This is a genomic window from Micromonospora sp. NPDC004336 (assembly GCF_053602615.1).
This window is the reverse complement of the sequence record NZ_JBSGDY010000046.1, coordinates 18,927-40,776: the sequence shown is the minus strand read 5'-3', so window position 1 is coordinate 40,776 and position 21,850 is coordinate 18,927. Positions and strand designations below refer to the sequence as shown.

The window sequence follows — 21,850 nt, the reverse complement described above, 5'->3', positions numbered from 1 at the left end:
CTAACCGATCTACCGGAGACCTCAACCTTTAGCGATCACCGCCACGCCGGGCCCACCTCACCGCCCAACACGGCCCTTACGAAACACGGGCTAGCGCCGTGCGGTGCCTCGGGCTCGCGCGGGCCTGGAAGCTGTGGGGCAGTGATGGGTTCTCGCTCGGACGTTGGTGCCAGATCAGCGACACGTCGTAAGGCGTTCGCTAGCGACTTCCACCTGTCGCTTAACGTGTAGATCCTCGCTCCCTTGGCGACGACATGACCCAAGTCGACGCCGAAGGGGCCTTCGCCGGGCTTGGCTACTTCAACAGGCTCATTGCTCACCTGGATGCTGACAACAGAACATGACGAAGCGCCTTCGGCCTGGGAGGAGAGGATATAGATGACGTCACCTCGAGCGAGGCTGGCAGCCACGTCGACTAGCCTTGCTATCGAGCGGACTCCTGTATCCTGGTTGGTCCAGGTGTGCTCGACATCTGCAAGCCAAGTGCCGTTACGGTTTATCAGGTCCGACAGGAGCCTGTGTGCGACATGGCGAGCCAGCCAAAAGTCGTAACCAGCGACCGCATCTACGGTGCCTGCCAAGTCCTCTGTCCCTAGGATCTCGTCGACTAGTCCACCATGGGCTATTTGGTTGCGCCGGTCGGCTAGGTCGTCCACCACGCTTTCGACTGAGGCATGTACACCATTCAGTACTCCACCCACGAGTACCGATAGATCTTCTCGCGACGAGGAAGTGCGAACATCGACGTCAAAGCGCGCAAAGACCTCCTCGACGACGCCGCTGCGGTAGTTTGCCGGATGGCGTACAAGCACATCTAAGTTCAACTGCAGTCCCCCGCCTAGGCACGCGGTTAGGCGACTCAGAATGGTCTGCGGGTCCACTGCGTCCTTGGAATGCCCACGTTCGGTGACATCCTGAAGTCGGCGGACCGCCAGCTTCATGTGCTCGTCTTTGGTCCGCTGAGGAAGATCGTCGTAAGTCGCATAGGTTTCGGTAAGGAAATCGCCAACGGCTTTCGCGAGCTCTCGCACGAATCTCTCGTGCGTTGCGTAGGCTTGAACAATTACAGCAGAGTACACCTGTCGCCGCCAGCCGTTGCTGGCGGCGATCCGGAATATGGTCCGAAGTTCAGCGGTTGTCGACGCCACGCTTGTGGTTTTCCGAAGGTCCAGCAGATGTGCCGCCATTTGGATCAGCTGGCGCGTCTCCTTGAATCCCTCATCCGCTTGCAAGACCGGGGTCGCAAGGTCCACCTAGCCCTCGCAAAAGGAGCGCAGGTAAGCAAGGGCCGCCGTGTCCCTTGCTTGGAGGTCACTTGCGTTGACTCGCCGGCCATCAAACTTCGCATAGTTCGCCATGTAGAAGCTCGCCAGGTCGTCGTCGATTCTCTGGGCGCGGTCTAGCAGGACGTCCTTCTTGTCGAGCAATTGGCTGAACGCCCACATGAGCGAGTCGTATGCAACCAGGGTGGGACGTGCGACCCAGTTCCAAGCGCCCCTGCGCTCCCTATATAGCCAAAATGCAGAATTCCCGAGCACACCGTAAGCCAGATCGCTGGTAGCGGTGAACACCTCCTCGAGTGCGGTGATAGTTGGCGCCGGGAACTGGTTGCCGATCCGCAGGTAGGTGCTCAGGTATTCGTCGAGCCGCATCCCGCTACGCCAGAGCTGACGACGTTGGCGATGGGCGAAGAAGCGTAGGACGAGCTCGGCATCCTCCATCCTTTTGAACGCCGGGTGGTCGGCCAGTTCTGGAGGGGGCTGCCAGCTGGGATTACCCAGATCTTCGTCCTCGGTTGGCGATGGGATGCCCCACATCTGGCAAAGTGACGGCAGCCGGGCCAGACGAATGCAGAGCTTATTCAGTTCGCCTGGGAAGAGGGCATTCCTCTTTTCCTGCGGCGACAGGTCCTCGCCACCAGTGTTGATGCGCTCGAACACTAGTTGCTTCAGTCGTCCCGCCTGCTCTGGAGACTTCGCAGTCTCATGGAGGAGGACGATCGAAGACAGATAGCGCCTGTCAATCCCGCGCCTCACCTGCTCGGGAAGACTGTCGTAGCGCCTGCCGTTCAATTCGGCCCAATGCTCAAGCCCTTCGAGCTCAAAGCGACCCTCATAGAAGTCGGAGATTGCAGTAAGCCGTTGCCGCCCATCCATGACCTCGTAGCGTGAGTATTCCGTTTCATATAAAAAGACCGGCGGGACAGGAACATTCATTATGAAGGACTCAATCAGCCTGGACTGCTGTTCCCTGCTCCATCGCGGTCGCCGCTGGAAGTCGGGCTGCAAGTCGTAGTCGGCTGACTTGACTAGATCTGAGACCTGCTTCAATGGGTAGCGAGCTTGTTCAACAACGATCCGGACGTCGCCGCGGACGTACTTTTCGTTCAGGTCCTCGTCTGATACGTCGCCTGCGATGCTGGCTCTTCTAATCTGGTGCGACGATATTTGCTCACCTTCCACCAACGTGGGAAGGTCGTCCAGCGACATGTTGAACCTCCGCGTTGTCTCGCTCTCCCTTGTAGAGCGGGCGCTCGACGCCTGAGCTTACGGGGACTGCACCAGGCTCGGGAAGGTCGTGCGCTTGCGTCTGCCCGCACCGTGGCTACCGATCTCGGCGGTCTGCCGAGCTGGGCGCACCAGGGCTGCGTGCCCGCTCGCGCTGCGGCGAGGCCATCTGGAAGACTGCGTCTCATGCTTCCGACCGCGCTTGAGCTGGACTTCCCGACGCGTCTTGTGTCTGCCGCGGCCGAGCGTGAGGCTTGGCGCAAGGAAGTGCATCGCCCGGCAACTCACACCCACAAGTGGTGGGCCCAGCGTCTGGGAAGCGTCTTCCGGGGGATCCTGGCGTCCGCTCTCACCGCTTCGAGGGAGGAGGCAGAGGCCACCTTCCGCTCCCTCACACTTCACCCCGAAGTGACCGTGCTGGACCCGTTCGCCGGTTCTGGGACAACGCTCGTTGAGGCAGTAAAGATGGGCTGCCAGGTGATCGGTTACGATATCAACCCGGTAGCAACCTTGGTGCAGCGCCAGGCGCTCGCGAAATGGGATCCGAACGCTCTCGCAGCGGCATACCGAGAAGTAGAGGGTCGGGTCCGCGCCGACATCGACGCGCTGCACGTCACGGAAGCTGGAGAGCCGGTCCTCTACTATTTCTGGGTCTCCACTGCCGTCTGCCCGTCGTGTCCTGATGAAGCGCCGGCGGTCGAACTCTTTACTCGCTACGTATTTGCACAGCATGCTTATCCCCGGCGGTACCCAACTGCTCGTGCAACCTGCCCTTCGTGCCACGCGGTTGTTACCGTAGATCTCTCGGCCCAAGATTCCTTTGCCTGTTCGGATTGTGGCTGGTCGGGAGCATTTCAAGGCCCTGTCTCCGGCGCTACTATGACCTGCTCCGCCGGCCACAGCACGAAGGTGATTGAGGCGCTGAACGGTCAGGCGCCCAAGCAGCGGATGTACGCCAAGCTGGTGCTGGCAAGCGACGGAACCCGACGCTATGAGGCAATCTCGGACTTCGACTTGGAGTTGTATCGCCGCTCGGAGCAACTTCTAGGAGACAACGCGGACAAGCTTGTCTTGCCGTCGGGTAGGCTCGAAAATGGCCACAACACTCGGCAGGCGATCAAGTGGGGGTACAAGACCTGGCAGCAGTTTTTCAACTCTCGCCAGTTGTATTGCCTGGGCTTGCTCGGGGCGGCTATCCGCGATCTTCCGCAAAGCCCGGAGCGGGAAGCCCTCGCAGCCCTGTTCTCCGGTGTGCTCGAATTCAACAACCTGTTTTGCTCGTACAAGGGTGAAGGTACCGGCGCGGTCCGGCACATGTTCTCGCATCACGTACTCAAGCCAGAGCGCGTGCCGCTTGAAGCTCACCCTTGGGGAACACCTGCCTCATCGGGGTCCTTTTCAACTCTCTTTAAGAGCAGGTTGCTGAGGGCGCTTGAATATAAGGAGTCCCCATACGACCTGGTTGAAACTGGGCGAGTTTCCGGGATCTCCCCGTCATTCGGTGCGAATCTAGACGCCTGCCAAGAAGACGGACCCGACCAGTCGGGCCGGGTCCTTCTCTCTTCTAGTTCGTCGTCACATACGGCTCTAGACGACGGCATCGTGGACCTGGTGGTCACCGATCCTCCGTACTTCGATAACGTTTACTACTCAGAACTAGCTGACTTCTTTCACTCGTGGCTCCGCGAGATTCGGCCGTATTCGTCCTACCCGGCGACCTTTACCACCACTCGGATGCCTGGCGAGGTGCAGTCTGCCGATCCATCGGTTTTCGCAAAGGCCATTGAGGCGGTATGGCGTGAGTGCGCTCGCGTCCTCAAAGATGATGGTCTTCTTGCCTTCACGTTCCATCAAGCTCGCCCTGCGGGATGGGCTGCAATGGTTGCGGCGCTACGGAACGCTGGTCTCGTCGTAACCGCCATTCAGCCGATCAAGGGCGAGATGAGTGTCGCAGCTCCAAAGTCAGGTGCTGCCAACCCGTCAAACCTTGATGCCATCGTTGTGTGCCGGAAGGCAAGTCCTGGATGGGCTCCTACCGTCGCCGATGTCGTAACCAAGCTTCGGGAATGCCAAGAGGCAGGGGTAACTGTCGGCTGGAGTGATGTTCAGTCCGTCGTAAGAGGGACGGTCATGGCGGCGTACACTAGCCCGGCTTGCACGGCAAGTATCGATCAACTCATGGCCGAGGCTAGCGACGCCGCCCAGCAGGCTTGTGATGAGCTAGGTGTTGTCTCCCGAAGCCCTAAAGGTCGATCCTGAACCTGCCCCTAGGGGTCGTTTCGGTCGTTCTCTTACTCGGAGTGGGAAAGGGATCAACTGCCTTTACATACACACTCGCTCCAGAATGCTTCGACTGGTAACACCAAAAGGTGTGTGGAGATCCGTCGGCGGCGTATCGCTTGACTTCGCGCACCCGTACGAGGTCCTGCTCGTCAGCTAGGTCTTCGCGCTGATGCAGCAGGGTTGCCTTGCCATGCAGCCAATCCCACCCCAATGGGTTGGCGAATACCAACATGGGACGCTGGCGGTCCAAGCCATCACCGAAAGTGCCCAGGCCGATGCTCTTTTTCCTGATGCCAGTGATTTCATCATAGAGATTAGTGTCTTCATTGAGGACGGCTCCGGCAACTAGAGCCAAAGTGCGGACTATCGTTCTCTCAGCGTCAGGGCAGAGGAGAAGGAACAAGTAAAATGCTGGGACCCGCAGGAGTCGGCCGGTTGATGATTCGACTTTGACGGTAGAACAGGGCGGGGTTGAATTGTAGTCAATGCCTGTCGAGCGAGCGGCGCGGCCAGCGGCGTCGGAATTGACCTTCTTTACCTCGACTGCGACGATCCGTCTGGCATCTAGATCAGCGCCGCCCTCTATTAACAGCTTGGTTTCCTCAGGCCGAGCTACAACGAGGTCTGGACTGACCAGGGGCTTGCCGGACGAAAAGACGAGGATCCCATCGGGAAGGCGGCGGCGAAGCACCTCGCCTACCAACTCGTCAACCGGATCATCTTGCGTGTTTCGTTTGTCTCGGAGCTGGAACGGAATAGGCGCCCCGTCAGCGTCAAAGAACTCCTCAGTGAGTGCGGCAAAGATCGCGGCTGCAAGATCACGAGGCTGTGACGGCGTGCCCACTGGGACTGTCACGTTTCCCCCTCAACGACAGGTGGCTACAAGGGCTTGATCCTGCCTTAGATCGGGCCACTGTGGGGGGACGTACCAGGGTGGGGAACCATCCGTTTGGACGTCAACAACGGCTTGACGTGCCGCAGCCTTCGCGACGAGGCCGTGGTGGGGATGCGGCGCGTGCAACCCGGGCAGGCCCTGGCCTGCCGGCAACGCCGGCCCGAGGGGTCGCAGAGGCTCCGGGGTCAAGGGCGGCCCGTAGGGCCGTCGCGCAGCGACGCGAAGCGCCCTTGACCTTGGAGGGGCGGCCCCGCACACTCCGCGCCGCATCCCCACCACGGCCGGCGGCGACTCGCCCTACGGCGCGGCGGCGACGGCCGCCGCGCCCCGGCCGGCTGCCGGCCCACCACCTCACCGGTCAACGGCCTTTCGTTCTTCGGCGGCCCTCCGGGCTTCCCGCTGTCCGCGCTAGCCGCCGGGCATCAGGCGTGACGGCCGCAGAGCGACAGCGGCAGCGGCCGACGCGCGCCCAGGCGGCGGCGCGTGCGGCCCGTTGCGGGCCGCCTTGAAGACGTACAGAAACTTTGAACCACATCGCCGGCAGCCGGCCGGCCTCGTCCGTCGGGGAATAGACGCAGGATGGTGCTGTCCGGCGGCTCTCCGTACTCTGGCGGCATGGCCGCCCTCGTCGATACCGCCCGGGAAGTTGCGCGACGCCTGCTGGAAGTCCCGCTGCCTCGCCGGTGGAGTCACGTCCAGGCGGTCGCCGCCAAGGCGGACAAGATCAGGGCAGCAGTGCCGGTAGAGGATCGCGCGGTACTGGTGGCGTCGGCATGGCTGCACGACGTGGGCTACAGCCCCGGATTGGTCGATACCGGCTTCCACTCCCTCGATGGGGGCCGCTGGCTGCGCCGTCAGCAGTTCGACGAGCGGATCGCCGCTCTTGTGGCGCACCACTCGTGCGCGTGGCTGGAAGCGGAGGAGCGCGGGCTGGGCGAGGTCCTGGCTACTGAGTTCCCTCGGGAGGAAACCGCGGTGACTGACGCGCTCTGCTTCTCAGATATGACCACAGGACCGGACGGGCAGGACTTCGAGGTCTTGGAGCGGCTGGCTGAAATCCGATCGCGCTATGGGCCGGAACACCTCGTCACCCGGTTCATCCGCCGGGCGGAACCGGAGATGGTCGCCGCCGTGCAACGAACCCAGCGCCGGCTTTCCGGCAGTGTTGCTCAGCCGATGTAGGGCTGCGGACGGTCCTCGTAGCCGTGGGTGATGCGCAGCAGGGTCGACGGGTGAATCTTGAGCGCGCCCAGCTCGTCGCGAGCCACCCACCGCACCTGGCGTGACTCGTCGCTCGGGGTCAGCTCGCCGCCGGCCGGTACGGCACGGAAGCAGAGCGAGAACTGCTGTCGCACCTCGCCGTCGGAGTATGCGACGACGTGAGCGGGGTCGGAGTAGACCCCGACCATTCCGGTGACGTCGACTCTGACCCCGGTCTCCTCCTGGGTTTCCCGAACCGCCGTCTCCGCCACTGACTCGCCGATCTCCTGGCCGCCGCCGGGCAAAGACCACAGACCGTTGTCGGTTCGCTGGATGAGCAGCACCCGGCCGTGCTCGTCACGAACGAAGACGGAGACCGCCACGACGATGCTGTTGGCCTTCGGGGCGTTCGGGTCGTGGTAGTGCTCGGTTCTCGCCATGCTCCTAGGCTGCCACCTCGTGATTCGGCTGTGGCCTGGAGGCGGACAGGACCCGGTCAAAGCTGTCAGCGTAGGTGCCGAACAGATCTCCGCCGTTGAGCCGGCGGAGGTGCATCACAGGCGCGTGTGGTGCCGGAAAGCCGAACACATGCATGTTGACCAGCATCTCGTCGTCGAAACGGTAGATCGAGTTGTACAAGGTTGTGTCGTGGTAGAGCACCTTCACCCCCGGTGCCCCGTCGAGCCGTTGGTAGTACTGCTGAACCTGTCGGATCTTCGCAACCATGACCCCCGACGCCCCCTCTTCGACGCTTTTTCGCTCGATCGCCGGGCTGGTGGGATCGCCGAGCAGGATTGTCACCTCGGCGCCGTTGGCGGCCTTCTGTCGCAAGGTGTCGATAAGTCTTGGGTCCTGCTCCACGAGAAATAGGCCGGCGTAGGCCAGGATGCCAACCTGCTTCTCCGCCCGCTCAATCAGGCGGTGCCATAGCTCATACGGCACCGAGGAGCGCCGGGAGTAGAGCTGGACCAATTCGCTCTGCCCGATCCTCGACGCTTTCTCCGGGGTCACCGCGTCTGGCCACAGGTACGGCACGTCCTCCCGCACCATCGCTGCGATGGCATGCCGGTGACGTGGGTACGGCGTGCGGTCCTGGGTGATCCATCGCTCGACGGTCTTGGGATCGACTCCAATTTTGTCGGCCACCATGACGGGCGTGAGGCCGTTGCGCAGGATCGCATCGCGTAGCCGGTCGTTCGGCATGGACCCTCCCCAAGGGACGACTAGGGACGAGTAGATGTTATTCGAGACGTCCCATAGTCGTCCAGCCCATCGGTCGGGCCGTCCTCGTCTTTTCGAGAGCCTTATCCACAGAGGCCACGAGCAAGAGTCCACCGGGGACAAGCTCAACAACTGGCCCAAGACCCAGGAGGTATCTCGTGAAGCTGTACGTGGACACCCAGAGCAAGCAGGTCCAGGTGACGAAGGACCCGGAGCCGAAGAACGACCAGAACGGCAACCAGCGGTCGGAGAAGAACACCGGCCGGCCCATGTGGTCCACCCAGGTCTTCGTTCTCGACGAGACCGGCGGCGAGATCATCACCATCACCACGGCGGGTGAGAAGCCGGGCGTGACGGTGGGACAGCTCGTCGCTGTCGAGCAGTTGGAGGCCATCCCGTGGGCGACCAACGGGCGTAACGGCGTCGCGTTCCGCGCCATCTCGCTGAAGCCGAAGGCTGGTAACTCGGCGGCTAAGTAGGTTCATCGCTCACTGTGCTGCTGAAGCTCTGGTGTCTGTTCGACCGATGCGGCCTGATGGTTCGCTGATCTGATCTGACTGGTCCGGGAGTGTTTCTGGCTCCTACTCTCCCGGCCCTGGCAACCCGTGGTTGCCCTTCCTGACTGGCTTGTGGGGCCGGCATTTGGCGTTGATGCCTGCCGGCCCCTGGCCGTCGCTGTCTCGTGAAAGGGGAGGTTCGTCATGCACATGTTGTGCCAGCACCCCGTCTGCTCTGGCAGGGCCGACCGTGAGGTCAAGGCCGAGGGCACGACCTACAGCTACCTGGTGTGCGACATTCACGTCCTTTGGGCCAAGCGGGAGATCGCGCGTGATCTGCCGGGTCGCCGGGTCGTGGCGAAGTCGCTTCGGACGTTCTAGCCACGTTTCGAGCGCGGGGCCGGTACTGGCTCCTACGCCTGCCGGCCCTGCCTGCCTTCCAACCCGTCTGCCCACACGCTGGGAGTGGTTGTCATGCTCATTTCCGCTGTCGTGTTCGCCGTGGTCGCGGCGACGTTCTCCGCCGGCCATCAGGTGGCCGATCACGTGTTCGGCCAGTCCGACAAGCAAGCCGCTCACAAGGCCGCGCCGGGCTGGCACGGCTGGCGTCATCTCCTGGGTCACGTGCTGGCCTATCACCTCGTGGTGGTGGTCATGCTGGCCATCACCATCGTCGCGCTGGACCTGCCCGTCTCCGCCCTCGGCCTGAGCGTCGGCCTGGGTTTCTCGGCTGTCTCCCACGCGCTGCTCGACCGGCGCTGGCTGGTGCGTTGGCTGCTCATCCACACCGGCAGCCCCGACTTCGCCGACCGGCAGTCGCCGATCTGCGGCATGTACCTGGCGGATCAGTCCCTGCACTCGGCGTGCCTGTGGGTGTCCGCCCTGCTCGTCGCCTGTCTCTAACCCCGCGTACACGAAGGAGGCCACGTCATGGCCCGCAAGTTCATCTTCGCCACCGACCCGAACGGCCGATCCCACGAGGTGAAGGCCGACCCGAAGCACATCGACCGCCAGAAGCGCGACCTGGAGCGCGCCGGCAACGAGGTCATCGTCCTCGACGAGGACGAGCGCATCCGCATGGGTCTGATCGCCCAGCAACTGCGTAACCGCTGACACCCGGTCAGCTCAGGAAATCGAGCGCGGGGCCGGTACTGGCTCCTACACCTGCCGACCCCGTGCTCTCCAACCCATCCACCCCAATCGCTTGGGAGGACGTGTCATGTCCAAGTCTAGCCCTCGCCGCACCTTTGGACGCGGCAGCGGAACGGTGACGGTCATCGAGGCCAAGGTTCACCGTTCTTCGGCCAGGAAAGCTCGCCTGGCGTTCATCCTGACGGCGGTCATCGTCGGCCTTCTTTCGGCCGTGGTGGCCGCTTCCTACATGCACCCCATCGTCGCCCTCATCGTTGGTGCGCTCATCGGCGTCCCAACCGGCGGCATCGCCTGGGTCCTCGTTCGTGTGTGGCCGGTGCTGCGGCTGCTGTGGTGGTGGCTTCCCGAGATCGTGCTCACCACCGCCGCCATCACCTTCTGGACCCAGCTCGTCAACCACACCACCGGCCCGGTGACCCTCGTGGTGGTCGCTGTGGTCGTCGGCGTTCCCGCCGCCATCCCCGTCACCCGCCGTGCCGTGGTCGCCTGGTCCTGGTGCTTCGTGGTCCGCCACCGGCTGCGCATGTGTTTCGCGCAGTTCATCATCGCCAACCAGTCCGGCAGCCTGCCGCTGATCCTGTGGGCCAAGCCCACTCCGGTCGGCGAGCGGGTCTGGATCTACCTGCGCCCCGGCCTGTCCCTGGCCGACCTGGAAGGCCGTCTGGACCGCATCGCGGTCGCCTGCCACGCCTCCACCGCCCTCGTCGAGCGGGCCTCGGACGGCAACTCCGCCTACCTGCGGTTCGACATCAAACGCCGCGAAGTCCTCACCGCGAACGTGGGCTCCCCGCTGGTCGACGTCATCAACCCGGACACCCCGGCCGCCGACCGGCCGACGCCGGTTCTGCCGACGGCTCTGGACCTGCCCGACGTCGACGCACCCACCATCACCCTGCCCACCCAGGGCAAGCCGGCCGCGAAGAAGCCGGCCACCACCGCCAACGGCAGCAAGCCCGCGGCTACGTCCTCGACGCCCGAGGACGACGTCTCCGACTGGATCTAACCCACCCCACCAACCGGACGCGGGGAGCTGCTTGCGGCTCGTTCGTGTGGCTTCCCGCGCCCACTTCTCGCCCAAGGAGGGCATCTCATGACCACCACGGCACCTGCCCCCGCTGCGGGGGTTCCGGTGGGGCCTGGCCTGTCGATGTTCGACCCCATCTTCGTCGGCATCGACGAGTTCGGTCAGCCCGTCTACATCACCCTTGCCTACCGCAACCTCCTCGCCGGCGGCGAACCCGGCGGAGGCAAGTCCGGCCTCTTGAACTGCATCGCCGCCCACGCCGCCCTGTCCGTCGACTCCCGCCTCGTGCTGCTCGACGGCAAGCTCGTCGAGCTGGGCCAGTGGGAAGACTGCGCCGACGCGTTCATCGGCCCCGACATCACCGAAGCCCTGGCCGTCCTGCGGCGGCTCCAGACGGTGATGAACAACCGCTACGCCTGGCTCCGCGCCCATGGGCGCCGCAAGCTGACCGCCCTCGACAACTTGACGGTCATCACCGTCCTCGTCGACGAAATCGCCTTCTACTCCGCGACCGTCGGATCGAAGCAGGAACAGGAAGAGTTCGTCGCGCTCCTGCGTGACCTCGTCGCCCGGGGTCGCGCCGCCGGCATCCCCGTCGTGGCCGCGACCCAGCGGCCGTCGTTCGACATCATCCCGACGTCGCTGCGGGACCTGTTCGGCTACCGGGCCGCGTTCCGCTGCACCACCCCCAACAGCTCGAACATCGTGCTCGGGCACGGCTGGGCCGAGCAGGGCTACTCCGCCACCGACATCCAGCCCACCAACCAAGGCGCGGCCTACCTCATCGCCGAAGGCGGCGTCCCCCGCCGCATCAAAGTCGCCTACCTCACCGACGGCCAGATCGCCGGCATCGCCGACTACGCCGCCTGGATCCGCCGACCCAACCCGCTCACCACCACCGCCCCCACCGCAGACCTGGAGGTAGCGGTATGACCACCCGCGAACGCGCCTACGCCCGCGCCAGCAACCAGCGGGCCGCCCAATACACCGAACTGTGGATCGTCGGCACCCCGGAAGACCTCGCCGTGATGCTCCACGCCGCCGCCCAGACGGGCCGGCTCGTCTACGTCTCCGCACCCCACCAAATGGGACCAAACGACACCCGCCACCGCCGCTACCTGCGGCTGCGCACCCAATAACCGGCCGACAGGACCAGAGCCTCGCCTGCCAGCAGAGCTGGTCCTGCCGACCACCAACCAGCCCTACCGAAAGGACATGGCTGCCATGAAGGCTACCCACAACCCACCCACCGCAGTACAGGTCACGCCCGCTGACCTGCTGCGGATGGCTGCCCTCTACCTGCGCCGGCACGGCTGGCACCAGGGCACCTACTACACCACCACCGACACCCTCACCCCGCCGGCCTGCGCCGTCGGGGCCATCGGCATGGCCGCCGCCGGCCGCCCTCTCCTTCACCCGGTCCTGCTCACTCAGGCCGACGAGGACACCTACCACCGCGCCATCGCCGCACTCGTCGACCACCTCGACGACTACGCGCCCGTCTTCCACGTCGACGAAGACGGCTACCTGCTCGACGAGCACACCTCGCCCTACTCGTGGAACGACGACCCGACCCGCACCGCCGAGCAGGTCATCACCGCCCTCCTGGCGGCTGCTGACGAGTGGGACCGCCTCCACACCCAGGGAGGCGAGAACCGATGAGCACCGTCAAGAAGTCCTTGACGCCTGTCCCCCCGATACAGCGGCGTCGGGAGGTCGTCGAGAACGACGAGTTCGCCGCCTTCGCACGGCGCATCATCCGCGCCCACGGCCGCCGTGTCGCCACCGGCGACGTCGAAGCCCTCCGCGACCTGGTCGCCCTGTCGGCCAACCTCGACGACGCCATCACCGACGCCGTCATCGGGCTGCGGGCCTTCGGCTACTCCTGGGCCGAAATCGGCTCCCGCCTCGGCATCTCCCGTCAGGCCGCCCAGCAGCGCTGGGGAGGCCAGCCATGACCGCCCTCGCCGACGCTCCCACCGGTCTGGCCGTCGAGTTCTACGACCCGACCGGCACCCGCTACGGGTTCCCCACCTTCCCCTACCAAACCGCACCCGCCGGCCTGGCCACCCACCGGCAACTGCGCGCCGCCGGCCTCCGACCCGGAGGACACGACCCGGTCGCCCAGATCCTCTGGCGGCGCGGCAAACGCGTCGCCTACCTCTACCGCCTCGACCTCGCCGCCCCCAAACGCGTCGCCACGCCCGCCCAGCGGGAGGCCATCACCAAAGCACTCCGCGCCCGCCGCACCTGCCGCGTCTGCGGGCTGATCCAGCCCTACTACATCCCCCGCCGCTACGGCTGCTGCCTCGACTGCCACGGAGGCCCCCAATGACCGCCCCTGCCCCCTGCCCCTGCGGCGACTACTACTGCGCCGACCACACCGCGCTGACCACCACCGACCGCAGCGACTGCTGCCAGTACTGCGGCTTCCACACCTGCGACGTCTGCGGCTGGACCGCCCCCAACCCGAACGGCGGTGACCAGCAGTGAAGCCCACCACCGGCCCTCGCCTGGAAGGCATCGTCCTGGTCCTCATCCTCCTCACCGTCGCCGGCTTCGCCGGAGCCGCCTCCTTCACCCACGTCAAAGACTGGACCCTCACCAACTCACCCGCCGGAACCGGGGCATGGTTCGGGTGGGCCAACGCCGTCATCTCCGAACTCGTCCCCATCGCCGCCCTACTCACCATCCGCCGACGCCGCCGCACCGGCGCGCCGATCGGCTACCCGCTGTTCCTACTCATCGCCGCCGCCGGCCTCTCCCTCGCCGCACAACTCGCGGTCGCCAAACCCGGCCCGTCCGGATGGCTCCTGTCCGCCGTCCCGGCACTGGCGTTCATGGCCCTGGTGAAGCTGGTTCTCGCTCCGACCCCGGCCCGGTCGGAGGACACCACGCCGGCCGCCGAGCCGGTCGAGCCGATCCGCGTCCAGGTGGCCGAGCAGGTCACCACCGAACCGGCACCGCCGGCTGCCATCACCCCCGCACCCGAAACGGCCCCGACACCGGCCGCAGAGCCGGCCCCGGCGGCTGAGCCGACCATTACGCCGGCCGTCGTCGAGCCGGAACCCGTCACCGCCCCGGCCTCTGAGCCGGTCGACGTCCCTGCCCACCTGCTGCCCATGGCGCGGTTCGCTGCCGTGCAGCACGAACAAGCCACCGGAGCACCCATCACCACCGCCGAGCTGGCCGACCGGCTCGACGTCGCCCCGGCCGTCGCCGGGCAACTCCTCGCCATCGCCCGAGGTGCCCGATGACCATCCACCTCGTCGACATCGAACACGTCGAGCACACCTGCCCCGCCCACCCCGAAGGGCACCCCTACGACACCCGCCGCACGCTCATCGACGTCACCCCCGGCGGACCCTGCCGCGCACCGGTCACCATCCGCTGCGGCAACACCACCACCCAGATCCCCTGCCACCGGCACGAGCCGGCCAAGCGCCAATGCGGCGCCTGCCGGGTCATCGTCACCGAACGCACCATCACCACCCGCACCCCCGAGGTGCCGGCCTGATGGCGTCGACGCTGGACCTCACACCCCAGACCGCCTTGGCCCGGGGTGTGGGCTCGAACGCCGACACCACCCCACCCGTCTACGCCTACACCGCCGCCGGGTCCGCCTTCGAACGCGCCACCCGCCCGGACTACTTCGGCTGGCTGGAACACGTCCGCGCCGCCGCCGGCTGCACCCGCCCCATCCGCCTCGCCGGCCAACTCCTCACCGTCGACTCCTCGACCGGCCGGGTCCTGGACCAGCGGCACACCGACGGCATGCCCGACGCCGCCATCTACACCGCCTGCGGCAACCGCCGCGCCACCGTCTGCCCGTCCTGCGCCCACACCTACCAACGCGACGCGTTCCAGCTTCTGCGCGCCGGCCTCGTCGGCGGCAAGGGCGTCCCCGAAACCGTCGCCTCGCACCCGGCCGTGTTCGCCACCTTCACCGCACCGTCCTTCGGGCCGGTCCACGTCCGGATCGTCAAGCGGCACACCTGCGGCAACCGCCGCCGCTGCGACTGCCGCGCCGAGCCCTGCCACGCCCGCCGCGACGCCGGCGTCTGCGAGCACGGCCGCCCCGCTGTCTGCTGGGCGCGCCACGAGTCCGGTGACGCCGTCCTCGGCCGGCCGCTGTGCTTGGACTGCTACGACCACGACCACCAGGTCGTCTGGAACCTCTACTCCGGGGAACTGTGGCACCGCACCAAGCAAGCCGCGCAACGCCACCTGGCTAAGCTCGCCCGTCGCCGCGGCATCCCCCGCGTCGAAGTCGTCACCGCCTCCGGCAACATCCGCAAGGTCCCGCCGGTCCGGCTGTCGCCCGGGAAGGTCGCCGAACTCCAGTCGCGGGGAGCGGTCCACTTCCACGCCATCGCCCGCCTCGACGGCGTCAACCCAGACAACCCCGACGCAATCGTCCCCCCGCCAGCCGGGTTCACCGTCGCCGACCTCGTCGACGCGCTCCAACACGCCGCCGCACAGATCACCTTCCACACCCCGGCACACCCCGACCGGCCCGACGGCTGGCCGATCGCCTGGGGCGAGCAGGTCGACCTGCGGCCAATCAGCACCACCGGCGAAGGTGAGGTCACCGACGGCCTGGTCGCCGGCTACCTTGCCAAATACGCCACCAAAAGCACCGAGGCCACCGGGCACACCTCCACCCGCCTTACCGCCGACACCATCGGGGACTACGCCGACCCCGACGGCGACCACACCGCCCGCCTCATCGACGCCTGCTGGCGCATCGGCCGACCCACCGGCACCCCCACGCCGCTGCTCGACCGGCCCCGCGACCCTCGACCCCGGCCCGGCTTCGTCGACCCCTGGGAGTGCCCCGACTGCGGCACCCACACCCGATACGCCGCCTGCCCCACCTGCGTCGCCGACCGTCAAGCCGCCCTTGACACCGAACCGACGAAACCGCGCAGCACCAACCCGTACGCCCGGCTGCGGCGGTGGGCGCACATGCTCGGCTTCGGCGGCCACTTCCTGACCAAGGGCCGCCGCTACTCGGTGACGTTCCGACTTCTGCGAGACAGCCGCGTCAGCTTCCGCCGGCACGAGGACCAGGACCACGCGCACCCCACCGCCGGCGGCCAGCCCGTCGACCACCACGACGACGACACCACCCTCATCGTCGGCACCCTAACCTTCGCCGGCGTCGGCTGGCACACCACCGGAGACGCCCTCCTCGCCAACACCGCCGCCGCCATGGCCCGCGAGCGACGAACCACCGGCCGCGAAGAACTCGCCCACGAGCTCAGCACCGCTTCCGTCGGCACTGTGCCGGCTGCCGCGTAACGACCCAGACAATCAGTGAGGAGTTGACGACCAATGGCTAGGCAGGCAATCGAACCGCTGTGGACCGTCGAGGAGGTATCGGCCTACCTTGGCGTGCCCATTGCCACGTTGTATCAGTGGCGCCACCGTCGCGTCGGCCCGCTGGCGTCTCGCGTAGGGCGGCATCTGCGCTACGACCCCGCCAACGTCCGGGCCTGGCTCATTGAGAGGCAGGCTGCTTGAGATGCCCGTCGATGATCTGTGGTATCTGACCAAGCGTGGTTCGGACGGCAAACGGCTAGCCTCCAAGCGGCACGGCCGGGGGAAGCGCTGGAGGGTGCGATACGTCGATGACGCCGGCCAGCCCAAGCAGAAGCTGTTCGAACGCAGGGCCGACGCAGACCAGTTCGACGTAAACACTCGGGCCGATGTCTTCCGGGGCCAGTACGTCGATCCTGCCGCTGGCAAGGTCACCGTGGCGGCCTACGGAGAGCAGTGGCGCAAGCACCAGTTGCATCGCGACTCGACGGCGGCGCGCATCGAGATGACCCTTCGCGTGCATGTCGAGCCGATCCTTGGCCGGATGCAACTCGCGCAGGTACGTCCGTCGCATCTTCAGGCGTGGGTGAAAGACCGGGCGAAGGTGCTCGCACCATCCTCACTGCGAGTCGTGTACCACGTGCTGGTCGGTATGTTCGAGGCGGCGGCACGTGACCGGATGATCGGCCGTAGCCCGTGTGTTGGCATTCGGTTGCCAGAGATTGAGCGGGCGGAGCGGTTCATTCCCACGCCGCAGCAGGTGCGCGCACTCGCTGATGCGTTCAACGTCAAGCCAGAACCGGGCAAGCCGAGCCGGCAGCGGTACGGGGCGCTGGTGTACCTGGCTGCCGGCGCCGGCCTGCGTCAGGGCGAAGCTTGGGGCCTGGAGCTGGAGCACGTCGACTTCCTGCGCCGGGAGATCCGGATTGTCCAGCAGTTGGTCACCCCGCCGGGCAAGTCGCCACGACTCGCGCCGCCGAAGACTGCGACCAGTCGTCGGACCGTGGAGATGGGCCAGGTGGTCGCCGATGCGCTCGCCCGGCACATCGAACTATTCCCGCCGGCCGACGTGCACGTTGTCGATGAGACGAATCCGCGTAAGCCTGTGGCTCGCAAGGCGAAGTTGCTGTTCACGAGCGGTCGGGGTAACCCGATCCAGCGAACTGGGTGGGCGTACCCGTGGAAGAAAGCCGTGGAAGCGGTTGATGGCGTACCCGAGGGGTTCGGCTATCACGGGCTGCGCCACTACTTCGCCACACTGTTGATCCACGGCGGAGCGAGCGTGAAGACGGTTCAGATGGCGCTGGGGCATGCAACGCCGATAATCACCCTGAACACGTACGCGGGGGAGTGGCCGGAGGCGATCGATCGAACGCGGAACCTGGTCGACGCGGCCCTATCTGGCGCTCGGATGGCGGTAGCGCAGTGATGGGCCGAGTTGTGCCCAATCTGTTCCCGCGTCCTTGGATCGGCGCTGCGTCGCAGGTCAACGCGCTGATCGCCTCCGGTTCTCACACTTCCGCTGGAAGTAACGCTCCTCGCCTGCCGGGTTCGTCGTCCCGCCGGGCTCGCTGCTCTGCCAGGTTCGCCGCCCCGCCGGGCCCAACGTCCTGCCGGGCCCAACGTCCTGCCGGGCCCAACGTCCCGCCGGGTCCGCCGTTCGTCGGCGTCGTCAGCCGGGGTGCCGGATGCTCTCGATGATCCGGGCGAAGCCCTCCTTCCCGTGGCCGGCGTCGATCTGGCGCCGGATGAGGCGCTGGACCATGTCGACGACCTCCGTGCTGACGCCCTGCTCGGCGCTGGCGGTCAGGATGTCGCCGAGGTCGGAGAACTCCAGGCTCTGCTGCCCCTCGACGGTGTAGTCCCCGCCGTCGACGACCTCGGCGAACTCGTGGAAGGCGCCGGTCATGGCGGTCAGCCAGGGCGCGGCCATGGCGGCGAACCTCGTCGCCGGCACGCCGGCCGGGGCGACCATGGCGGCGCCGTGCAGGAACCCGGCGAACATGACGTACATGCCGGCGAGCAGGGCGAGGTCGTAGAGGGCCGCCAGCCCCGCGTCCTCCCCAAAGTAGGTGCTGTCGCCCCAGACGTCGAGCACCGGTCGGTGCTCCTCGAAGGCGTCGGCCGACCCGCTGTAGAGGATCGACGAACCGGGCTGGCCGATCATCTGCGGGACGGCCATGATGCCGCCGTCGAGGTACGCGATGCCCGCCTCGGCGGCCCAGGCGGCCAGCTCGCGGGACTGGTCGGGGGCCGTCGTGGTCACGTTGACCAGCGTCCGGCCGGCCAGGTCCCCGGCGAGTGGGTCGAGCACCTCGTGGACCGACGCGTGATCCAGCAGGCAGGCGATCACCAGCCGGCTCGCCCGGACCGCGTCGCCTGCCGTGGCGGCGGCCCGCGCCCCCTGCGCGACGAGGTCGTCCGCCCTGCCCGGCGAGCGGTTCCAGACCGTCGTCTCGTGTCCGGCGCGCAGCAGGGCGGCGGCGAGGGCGCTGCCCATCGCGCCCAGCCCGAGCACGCTCACCTGGCCGCTGTCGTCCGTCGTCATCTTCGGGATCCCCCTCGTGTCAGGTGGTACGGGAGGATCGTCGCCGCTGCGCGGTAAAGTGCGCCAGTACCGACTATTTTCTCAGGTACTCACCTTTCGGTAAGTAGGGCGGGGAGGGCGGATGGCGACGTCGGGGCGACGCGGTCCCTACATCTGCGGCATCGACGCGGCGATGGACGTGGTGACCGGCAAGTGGAAGTCGCTGATCCTCTGGGAGCTGCACCACCACGGCACCCGGCGCTTCGCCGAGCTGCGGCGCGGCCTGCCGGGCGTCAGCGAGAAGATGCTGATCCAGCACCTGCGGGAGATGGAGGAGGACGGGCTGGTGCACCGCGAGGTCTATCGCGAGGTGCCGCCCAAGGTCGAGTACTCCCTGACCGAGGACGGCGTCTCCCTCAACGCGGCCCTGGCGCCGCTCGGCGAGTGGGGCACCGACCGGATCCGGCGCATCGGCGCCGACCGGGTCCCGGTCGACGCGGCCGGCCCGGCGCGTCGCTAGCCCGGTAGGCCCGCCGAGGGCGGGGCGATCGCGGCCAGCTGGGCCCGGGAGGTGACCCCCAGCTTGGGGAACGCCTTGTAGAGGTGGTAGCCGACCGTGCGAGGGCTGAGGAAGAGCTGAGCGGCGATGTCGCGGTTCGAGGCGCCGCTCGCCGCCAGCCGGACGACCTGGCGTTCCTGCGGGGTGAGCACGCTGAGCGGGTCGCCGGACCTGCGCGGGGCCGCCGGCACGTCTCCCGTCGCGCGCAGCTCCGCGCGGGCGCGCTCGGCCCACAGCTCCGCACCGAGGCGGTCGAAGGTCTCCAGCGCGCCCCGCAGCTGCGCGCGGGCGTCCGCCCGCCGCCGCGCCCGGCGTAGCCACTCGCCGTACGCGAGCTGCGTCCTCGCCTGCTCGTACGGCTGGACGCCCTGCTCGTGCAGGCGTACGGCAGCCACGAAGTGCGCTTCGTCCTCCTCGACGAGGGCACGGCAGCGCAGGGCGACGGCGTCCGACGACGGCTGCCGGACGTGCCGTGCCCAGGTCAGGTAGCGGTCGAGTGGCTCCTTCGCCCGCTCGGGCCGGCCGCTGCGGACGGCCGCCTCGACCTGGTCCGCGGCCGAGACGGCGCCGATGCCCGTCGGCGGGACGGCCGACAGCTGGTCGAGGGCGGCGTCCGGCCGGCCCAGGCCGAGTTCGAGCAGCCCGAGTGCCCAGCGCCCGACGGCCGCCGCGAGGACCTGCCCCTGGTGGTCGGCCCTCGCCACGCCCTCCTCGGTCTTCGCCCGCCACCCCGGCGCGTCCCCCTGGTGGGCGAGCACCCACGCCAGGGAGGAGGTGAGTTGGCGGACCCCGTGCTCGTGACCCAGCTCCGTCGCCAGCCGCAGCCCCGCGCCCAGGGTCGCCCTGGCCTGGCCGTACCGGCAGAGCAGCCCCTGGGCGAAGCCGTGGTCCCGCAGCGCGATGGCGAGCCACCCCATCATGCCGCTCCGCCGGCAGTCCGCCACGACGCCTTCGGTGATCTCCTCGTACCGGCCGAAACGGCCCAGCGGGAGGCACAGGGCGGAGGTGAAGGTCAGTCCGGGTACCGCCAGCCCGGTGAGCGCGGGTGCGTCGACCGCCTCGGCCATGAGCCTGATTCCACCGCCGACGTCGCCGTGCAGCAGGCGGGCCAGCCCGAGCGCCCCGCCGACCAGCGGCGAGTCGATCTCGGGGAGCGCGCGGAGGCCCGCCGCGGCCTCCTCCGCCAGCCGGCTGTCACCGGCGAACCAGGCGCAGCGGACGGCCTCCACCAGCAGCCAGGTGGCCCATTCGGTGGAGCGGGCCGCCACGCGGGGGACGCCGTCCAGGATGATCCTGCCCGCCGCGCGCGGTGTGCCCAGCTCGAACTCGCGATGGGCGCGTACCTGGATCAGCGCGGTGATCATGTCGGGGTCGTCCGCGTCCGGTGTGGCGCTGTCGGCCAGCGCGGCGGCACGACCCATCAGGCCGGCGTCACTCGCCGCCAGGGCGGCGTTGGCCAGCTGGCTGGACCGTCGCACCGGATCGACGGTGAGCTCGGCGGCCCGCTCGTAGGCGTCCGCCACCGCGACGTGGCCGCCCCGGGTGCGGGCCCGTTCCGCCGCCTCCTCCAGCTCCCGTGCCACGTCCTCGTCGGGACCGAGCGCGGCGGCGGCCAGGTGCCACGCCCGCCGGTCGGCCGCGTCCGTGGCCGCCGAGCGCGTCAGGGCGTCCGCGAGGGCCCGGTGTACGGCGAGGCGGCGGGTGACCGGCGCACCCTGGTAGGCGGCGGCCCTGATCAGGGGATGGCGGAAGCCGACGCTCCTGCCCCGCACCTCGATCAGCCGCCCGCGCTCGGCCGTCTCCAGGGCGTCGAGGGAGGCGCCCGCACCCACCAGCGTCTCCAGCTCGCCGGAGCCGTCCGCCGCCGCGATCAGCAGCGCGGTCCGCGCGGCCTCGGGAAGCGCGGCGATCCGGGCCTGGAACGCCTCCTGGACCCGGTCGGCGACGGGCATCGCGCCCACCGGCGACAGCCGTCCGGCCCGCTGTTCGGCGGTGAGCGCGGCGGGCAGTTCGATGAGCGCCAGGGGGTTGCCGTCCGACTCCTCGACGAGGCGCTCCCGCACCTGCGGGGGAAGGCCGGCGGGGAGCAGCGCGGCGGCGGCCGCGTCGTCCAGCCCGCCGAGCCGCAGTTCGGGCAGCCCGGCGGCCGGGAAGCCCGCGCGGGCACCGAAGATCATGACGACGCCCTCGACCTCCAGGCGGCGGGCGGCGAACAGCAGCGCGTCGACGGACGCCTGGTCGAACCACTGCGCGTCGTCGACGAGGCAGAGCAGCGCGCCGTCCCCGGCGAGTTCGGCGAGCAGGCTCAGCGTGGCCAGCCCGACCAGGAACCGGCTCTCCGGAGCGAGGTCGCCCAGCCCCAGGGCGCCGTTGAGCGCGCGGGCCTGCGCGTCGGGCAGCGCGTGGATCCGGTCCAGCCCGGGGCGCAGCAGCAGGTGGAGTGCGGCGTAGGGCAGGGTGGCCTCGGACTCGACGCCGGCGCCGCGCAGCACCCGCATGCCCGCCGCGCGCCCGGCGGCGTGGTCGAGGAGCGCGGACTTGCCGATCCCCGCCGGGCCCCGGACGACCAGGGCCCCGCTCCGGCCGGCCCGGGCCGCCGCGAGGAGCCGTTCGATCTCCGCCTGTTCGGCGGCTCGTCCGTGCAGCACGTCAGGAACCTACCG

Annotated in this window: 25 protein-coding genes; 18 read left to right on the top strand and 7 right to left on the bottom strand. The window is 67.7% G+C overall.

Going from position 1 to position 21,850, the window contains the following annotated elements; genetic code table 11:
• Window positions 1-35: 35 nt before the first annotated feature.
• Both ACWENR_RS12940 and ACWENR_RS12935 read right to left on the bottom strand, forming a co-directional pair.
• A complete protein-coding gene (locus tag ACWENR_RS12940) occupies window positions 36-1,253 on the bottom strand; it encodes an MAE_28990/MAE_18760 family HEPN-like nuclease (protein WP_452277180.1) in 1,218 nt (405 codons plus the stop codon).
• Window positions 1,254-2,489 carry a DUF262 domain-containing protein gene (locus ACWENR_RS12935; protein ID WP_452277179.1) on the bottom strand — a complete coding sequence of 412 codons (1,236 nt, stop codon included), beginning with the start codon at window positions 2,487-2,489 and terminating at the stop codon, window positions 1,254-1,256.
• A 426-nt stretch (window positions 2,490-2,915) separates the two neighbouring features.
• Between ACWENR_RS12935 and ACWENR_RS12930 the strand changes: the two genes are divergently transcribed.
• Window positions 2,916-4,766, top strand: a complete 1,851-nt coding sequence (locus ACWENR_RS12930; RefSeq protein ID WP_452277178.1) for a DNA methyltransferase — start codon at window positions 2,916-2,918, stop codon at window positions 4,764-4,766.
• Here the strand turns inward: ACWENR_RS12930 and ACWENR_RS12925 are convergent.
• A complete protein-coding gene (locus ACWENR_RS12925) occupies window positions 4,750-5,646 on the bottom strand; it encodes a hypothetical protein (RefSeq protein ID WP_452277177.1) in 897 nt (298 codons plus the stop codon). The two genes, ACWENR_RS12930 and ACWENR_RS12925, sit on opposite strands and share 17 nt — an antisense overlap.
• Window positions 5,647-6,300: 654 nt before the next feature.
• On the opposite strand from ACWENR_RS12925, the gene ACWENR_RS12920 reads away from it, so the two are divergent.
• Window positions 6,301-6,867, top strand: a complete 567-nt coding sequence (locus ACWENR_RS12920) for an HD domain-containing protein (RefSeq protein ID WP_452277176.1) — start codon at window positions 6,301-6,303, stop codon at window positions 6,865-6,867.
• Here the strand turns inward: ACWENR_RS12920 and ACWENR_RS12915 are convergent.
• Together ACWENR_RS12915 and ACWENR_RS12910 are read right to left on the bottom strand one after the other, a co-directional pair.
• Window positions 6,855-7,325 carry an NUDIX domain-containing protein gene (locus ACWENR_RS12915; RefSeq protein WP_452277175.1) on the bottom strand — a complete coding sequence of 157 codons (471 nt, stop codon included), beginning with the start codon at window positions 7,323-7,325 and terminating at the stop codon, window positions 6,855-6,857. The genes ACWENR_RS12920 and ACWENR_RS12915 overlap by 13 nt on opposite strands.
• A gap of 4 nt (window positions 7,326-7,329) precedes the next feature.
• On the bottom strand, window positions 7,330-8,088 hold the full coding sequence (locus ACWENR_RS12910; protein WP_452277174.1) for an XRE family transcriptional regulator: 759 nt from the start codon (window positions 8,086-8,088) through the stop codon (window positions 7,330-7,332).
• Between the two features lie 176 nt (window positions 8,089-8,264).
• Between ACWENR_RS12910 and ACWENR_RS12905 the strand changes: the two genes are divergently transcribed.
• The 15 genes from ACWENR_RS12905 to ACWENR_RS12835 all read left to right on the top strand — a co-directional run bounded on the left by ACWENR_RS12905 (window position 8,265) and on the right by ACWENR_RS12835 (window position 17,530).
• Window positions 8,265-8,585, top strand: a complete 321-nt coding sequence (locus ACWENR_RS12905) for a hypothetical protein (protein WP_363703437.1) — start codon at window positions 8,265-8,267, stop codon at window positions 8,583-8,585.
• Between the two features lie 492 nt (window positions 8,586-9,077).
• The gene (locus ACWENR_RS12900) at window positions 9,078-9,506 is read left to right on the top strand and encodes a DUF3307 domain-containing protein (protein WP_452277173.1); all 429 of its coding nucleotides are present in this window, start codon (window positions 9,078-9,080) and stop codon (window positions 9,504-9,506) included.
• A 27-nt stretch (window positions 9,507-9,533) separates the two neighbouring features.
• Complete coding sequence (locus ACWENR_RS12895; protein ID WP_452277172.1) at window positions 9,534-9,716, top strand: hypothetical protein; 183 nt, start codon at window positions 9,534-9,536, stop codon at window positions 9,714-9,716.
• Between the two features lie 106 nt (window positions 9,717-9,822).
• On the top strand, window positions 9,823-10,758 hold the full coding sequence (locus ACWENR_RS12890; protein WP_452277171.1) for a hypothetical protein: 936 nt from the start codon (window positions 9,823-9,825) through the stop codon (window positions 10,756-10,758).
• Window positions 10,759-10,845: 87 nt separating this feature from the next.
• Complete coding sequence (locus tag ACWENR_RS12885; RefSeq protein ID WP_452277170.1) at window positions 10,846-11,712, top strand: FtsK/SpoIIIE domain-containing protein; 867 nt, start codon at window positions 10,846-10,848, stop codon at window positions 11,710-11,712.
• Window positions 11,709-11,918 (top strand): hypothetical protein, encoded by a 210-nt coding sequence (locus ACWENR_RS12880; RefSeq protein ID WP_452277169.1) that lies wholly within the window; start codon window positions 11,709-11,711, stop codon window positions 11,916-11,918. The genes ACWENR_RS12885 and ACWENR_RS12880 overlap by 4 nt, the downstream gene beginning before the upstream one ends.
• An 85-nt stretch (window positions 11,919-12,003) precedes the next feature.
• A complete protein-coding gene (locus tag ACWENR_RS12875) occupies window positions 12,004-12,441 on the top strand; it encodes a DUF6197 family protein (protein ID WP_452277183.1) in 438 nt (145 codons plus the stop codon).
• Complete coding sequence (locus tag ACWENR_RS12870) at window positions 12,438-12,737, top strand: hypothetical protein (RefSeq protein WP_452277168.1); 300 nt, start codon at window positions 12,438-12,440, stop codon at window positions 12,735-12,737. Before ACWENR_RS12875 ends, ACWENR_RS12870 begins: the two co-directional genes overlap by 4 nt.
• A complete protein-coding gene (locus tag ACWENR_RS12865; RefSeq protein ID WP_452277167.1) occupies window positions 12,734-13,114 on the top strand; it encodes an RRQRL motif-containing zinc-binding protein in 381 nt (126 codons plus the stop codon). Before ACWENR_RS12870 ends, ACWENR_RS12865 begins: the two co-directional genes overlap by 4 nt.
• Entirely contained in the window at window positions 13,111-13,272 is a 162-nt protein-coding gene (locus tag ACWENR_RS12860; RefSeq protein ID WP_452277166.1) for a hypothetical protein, read from the top strand. Before ACWENR_RS12865 ends, ACWENR_RS12860 begins: the two co-directional genes overlap by 4 nt.
• Entirely contained in the window at window positions 13,269-14,036 is a 768-nt protein-coding gene (locus ACWENR_RS12855; protein WP_452277165.1) for a hypothetical protein, read from the top strand. Before ACWENR_RS12860 ends, ACWENR_RS12855 begins: the two co-directional genes overlap by 4 nt.
• Window positions 14,033-14,296 carry a hypothetical protein gene (locus ACWENR_RS12850; protein ID WP_452277164.1) on the top strand — a complete coding sequence of 88 codons (264 nt, stop codon included), beginning with the start codon at window positions 14,033-14,035 and terminating at the stop codon, window positions 14,294-14,296. Before ACWENR_RS12855 ends, ACWENR_RS12850 begins: the two co-directional genes overlap by 4 nt.
• The gene (locus ACWENR_RS12845; protein WP_452277163.1) at window positions 14,296-16,083 is read left to right on the top strand and encodes a replication initiator; all 1,788 of its coding nucleotides are present in this window, start codon (window positions 14,296-14,298) and stop codon (window positions 16,081-16,083) included. Before ACWENR_RS12850 ends, ACWENR_RS12845 begins: the two co-directional genes overlap by 1 nt.
• A gap of 33 nt (window positions 16,084-16,116) precedes the next feature.
• Window positions 16,117-16,305 carry a helix-turn-helix domain-containing protein gene (locus tag ACWENR_RS12840; RefSeq protein WP_452277162.1) on the top strand — a complete coding sequence of 63 codons (189 nt, stop codon included), beginning with the start codon at window positions 16,117-16,119 and terminating at the stop codon, window positions 16,303-16,305.
• 1 nt (window position 16,306) lies between these two features.
• Window positions 16,307-17,530 (top strand): tyrosine-type recombinase/integrase, encoded by a 1,224-nt coding sequence (locus ACWENR_RS12835; protein ID WP_452277161.1) that lies wholly within the window; start codon window positions 16,307-16,309, stop codon window positions 17,528-17,530.
• A gap of 243 nt (window positions 17,531-17,773) precedes the next feature.
• On the opposite strand, the gene ACWENR_RS12830 is transcribed toward ACWENR_RS12835, so the two are convergent.
• A complete protein-coding gene (locus ACWENR_RS12830) occupies window positions 17,774-18,649 on the bottom strand; it encodes an NAD(P)-dependent oxidoreductase (RefSeq protein WP_452277160.1) in 876 nt (291 codons plus the stop codon).
• A gap of 121 nt (window positions 18,650-18,770) precedes the next feature.
• Between ACWENR_RS12830 and ACWENR_RS12825 the strand changes: the two genes are divergently transcribed.
• Window positions 18,771-19,148 (top strand): winged helix-turn-helix transcriptional regulator, encoded by a 378-nt coding sequence (locus ACWENR_RS12825; RefSeq protein WP_452277159.1) that lies wholly within the window; start codon window positions 18,771-18,773, stop codon window positions 19,146-19,148.
• Here the strand turns inward: ACWENR_RS12825 and ACWENR_RS12820 are convergent.
• Window positions 19,145-21,835 carry a helix-turn-helix transcriptional regulator gene (locus tag ACWENR_RS12820; RefSeq protein ID WP_452277158.1) on the bottom strand — a complete coding sequence of 897 codons (2,691 nt, stop codon included), beginning with the start codon at window positions 21,833-21,835 and terminating at the stop codon, window positions 19,145-19,147. The two genes, ACWENR_RS12825 and ACWENR_RS12820, sit on opposite strands and share 4 nt — an antisense overlap.
• Between the last annotated feature and the right edge of the window lie 15 nt (window positions 21,836-21,850).

Coding starts and splice junctions, on each gene's coding strand:
- ACWENR_RS12935 (WP_452277179.1), bottom strand. CDS start 2,489: ATGTCGCTGGACGACCTTCCCACGTTGGTGGAAGGTGAGCAAATATCG.
- ACWENR_RS12920 (WP_452277176.1), top strand. CDS start 6,301: ATGGCCGCCCTCGTCGATACCGCCCGGGAAGTTGCGCGACGCCTGCTG.
- ACWENR_RS12915 (WP_452277175.1), bottom strand. CDS start 7,325: ATGGCGAGAACCGAGCACTACCACGACCCGAACGCCCCGAAGGCCAAC.
- ACWENR_RS12910 (WP_452277174.1), bottom strand. CDS start 8,088: ATGCCGAACGACCGGCTACGCGATGCGATCCTGCGCAACGGCCTCACG.
- ACWENR_RS12900 (WP_452277173.1), top strand. CDS start 9,078: ATGCTCATTTCCGCTGTCGTGTTCGCCGTGGTCGCGGCGACGTTCTCC.
- ACWENR_RS12895 (WP_452277172.1), top strand. CDS start 9,534: ATGGCCCGCAAGTTCATCTTCGCCACCGACCCGAACGGCCGATCCCAC.
- ACWENR_RS12890 (WP_452277171.1), top strand. CDS start 9,823: ATGTCCAAGTCTAGCCCTCGCCGCACCTTTGGACGCGGCAGCGGAACG.
- ACWENR_RS12885 (WP_452277170.1), top strand. CDS start 10,846: ATGACCACCACGGCACCTGCCCCCGCTGCGGGGGTTCCGGTGGGGCCT.
- ACWENR_RS12880 (WP_452277169.1), top strand. CDS start 11,709: ATGACCACCCGCGAACGCGCCTACGCCCGCGCCAGCAACCAGCGGGCC.
- ACWENR_RS12875 (WP_452277183.1), top strand. CDS start 12,004: ATGAAGGCTACCCACAACCCACCCACCGCAGTACAGGTCACGCCCGCT.
- ACWENR_RS12870 (WP_452277168.1), top strand. CDS start 12,438: ATGAGCACCGTCAAGAAGTCCTTGACGCCTGTCCCCCCGATACAGCGG.
- ACWENR_RS12865 (WP_452277167.1), top strand. CDS start 12,734: ATGACCGCCCTCGCCGACGCTCCCACCGGTCTGGCCGTCGAGTTCTAC.
- ACWENR_RS12860 (WP_452277166.1), top strand. CDS start 13,111: ATGACCGCCCCTGCCCCCTGCCCCTGCGGCGACTACTACTGCGCCGAC.
- ACWENR_RS12850 (WP_452277164.1), top strand. CDS start 14,033: ATGACCATCCACCTCGTCGACATCGAACACGTCGAGCACACCTGCCCC.
- ACWENR_RS12845 (WP_452277163.1), top strand. CDS start 14,296: ATGGCGTCGACGCTGGACCTCACACCCCAGACCGCCTTGGCCCGGGGT.
- ACWENR_RS12840 (WP_452277162.1), top strand. CDS start 16,117: ATGGCTAGGCAGGCAATCGAACCGCTGTGGACCGTCGAGGAGGTATCG.
- ACWENR_RS12835 (WP_452277161.1), top strand. CDS start 16,307: ATGCCCGTCGATGATCTGTGGTATCTGACCAAGCGTGGTTCGGACGGC.
- ACWENR_RS12830 (WP_452277160.1), bottom strand. CDS start 18,649: ATGACGACGGACGACAGCGGCCAGGTGAGCGTGCTCGGGCTGGGCGCG.
- ACWENR_RS12825 (WP_452277159.1), top strand. CDS start 18,771: ATGGCGACGTCGGGGCGACGCGGTCCCTACATCTGCGGCATCGACGCG.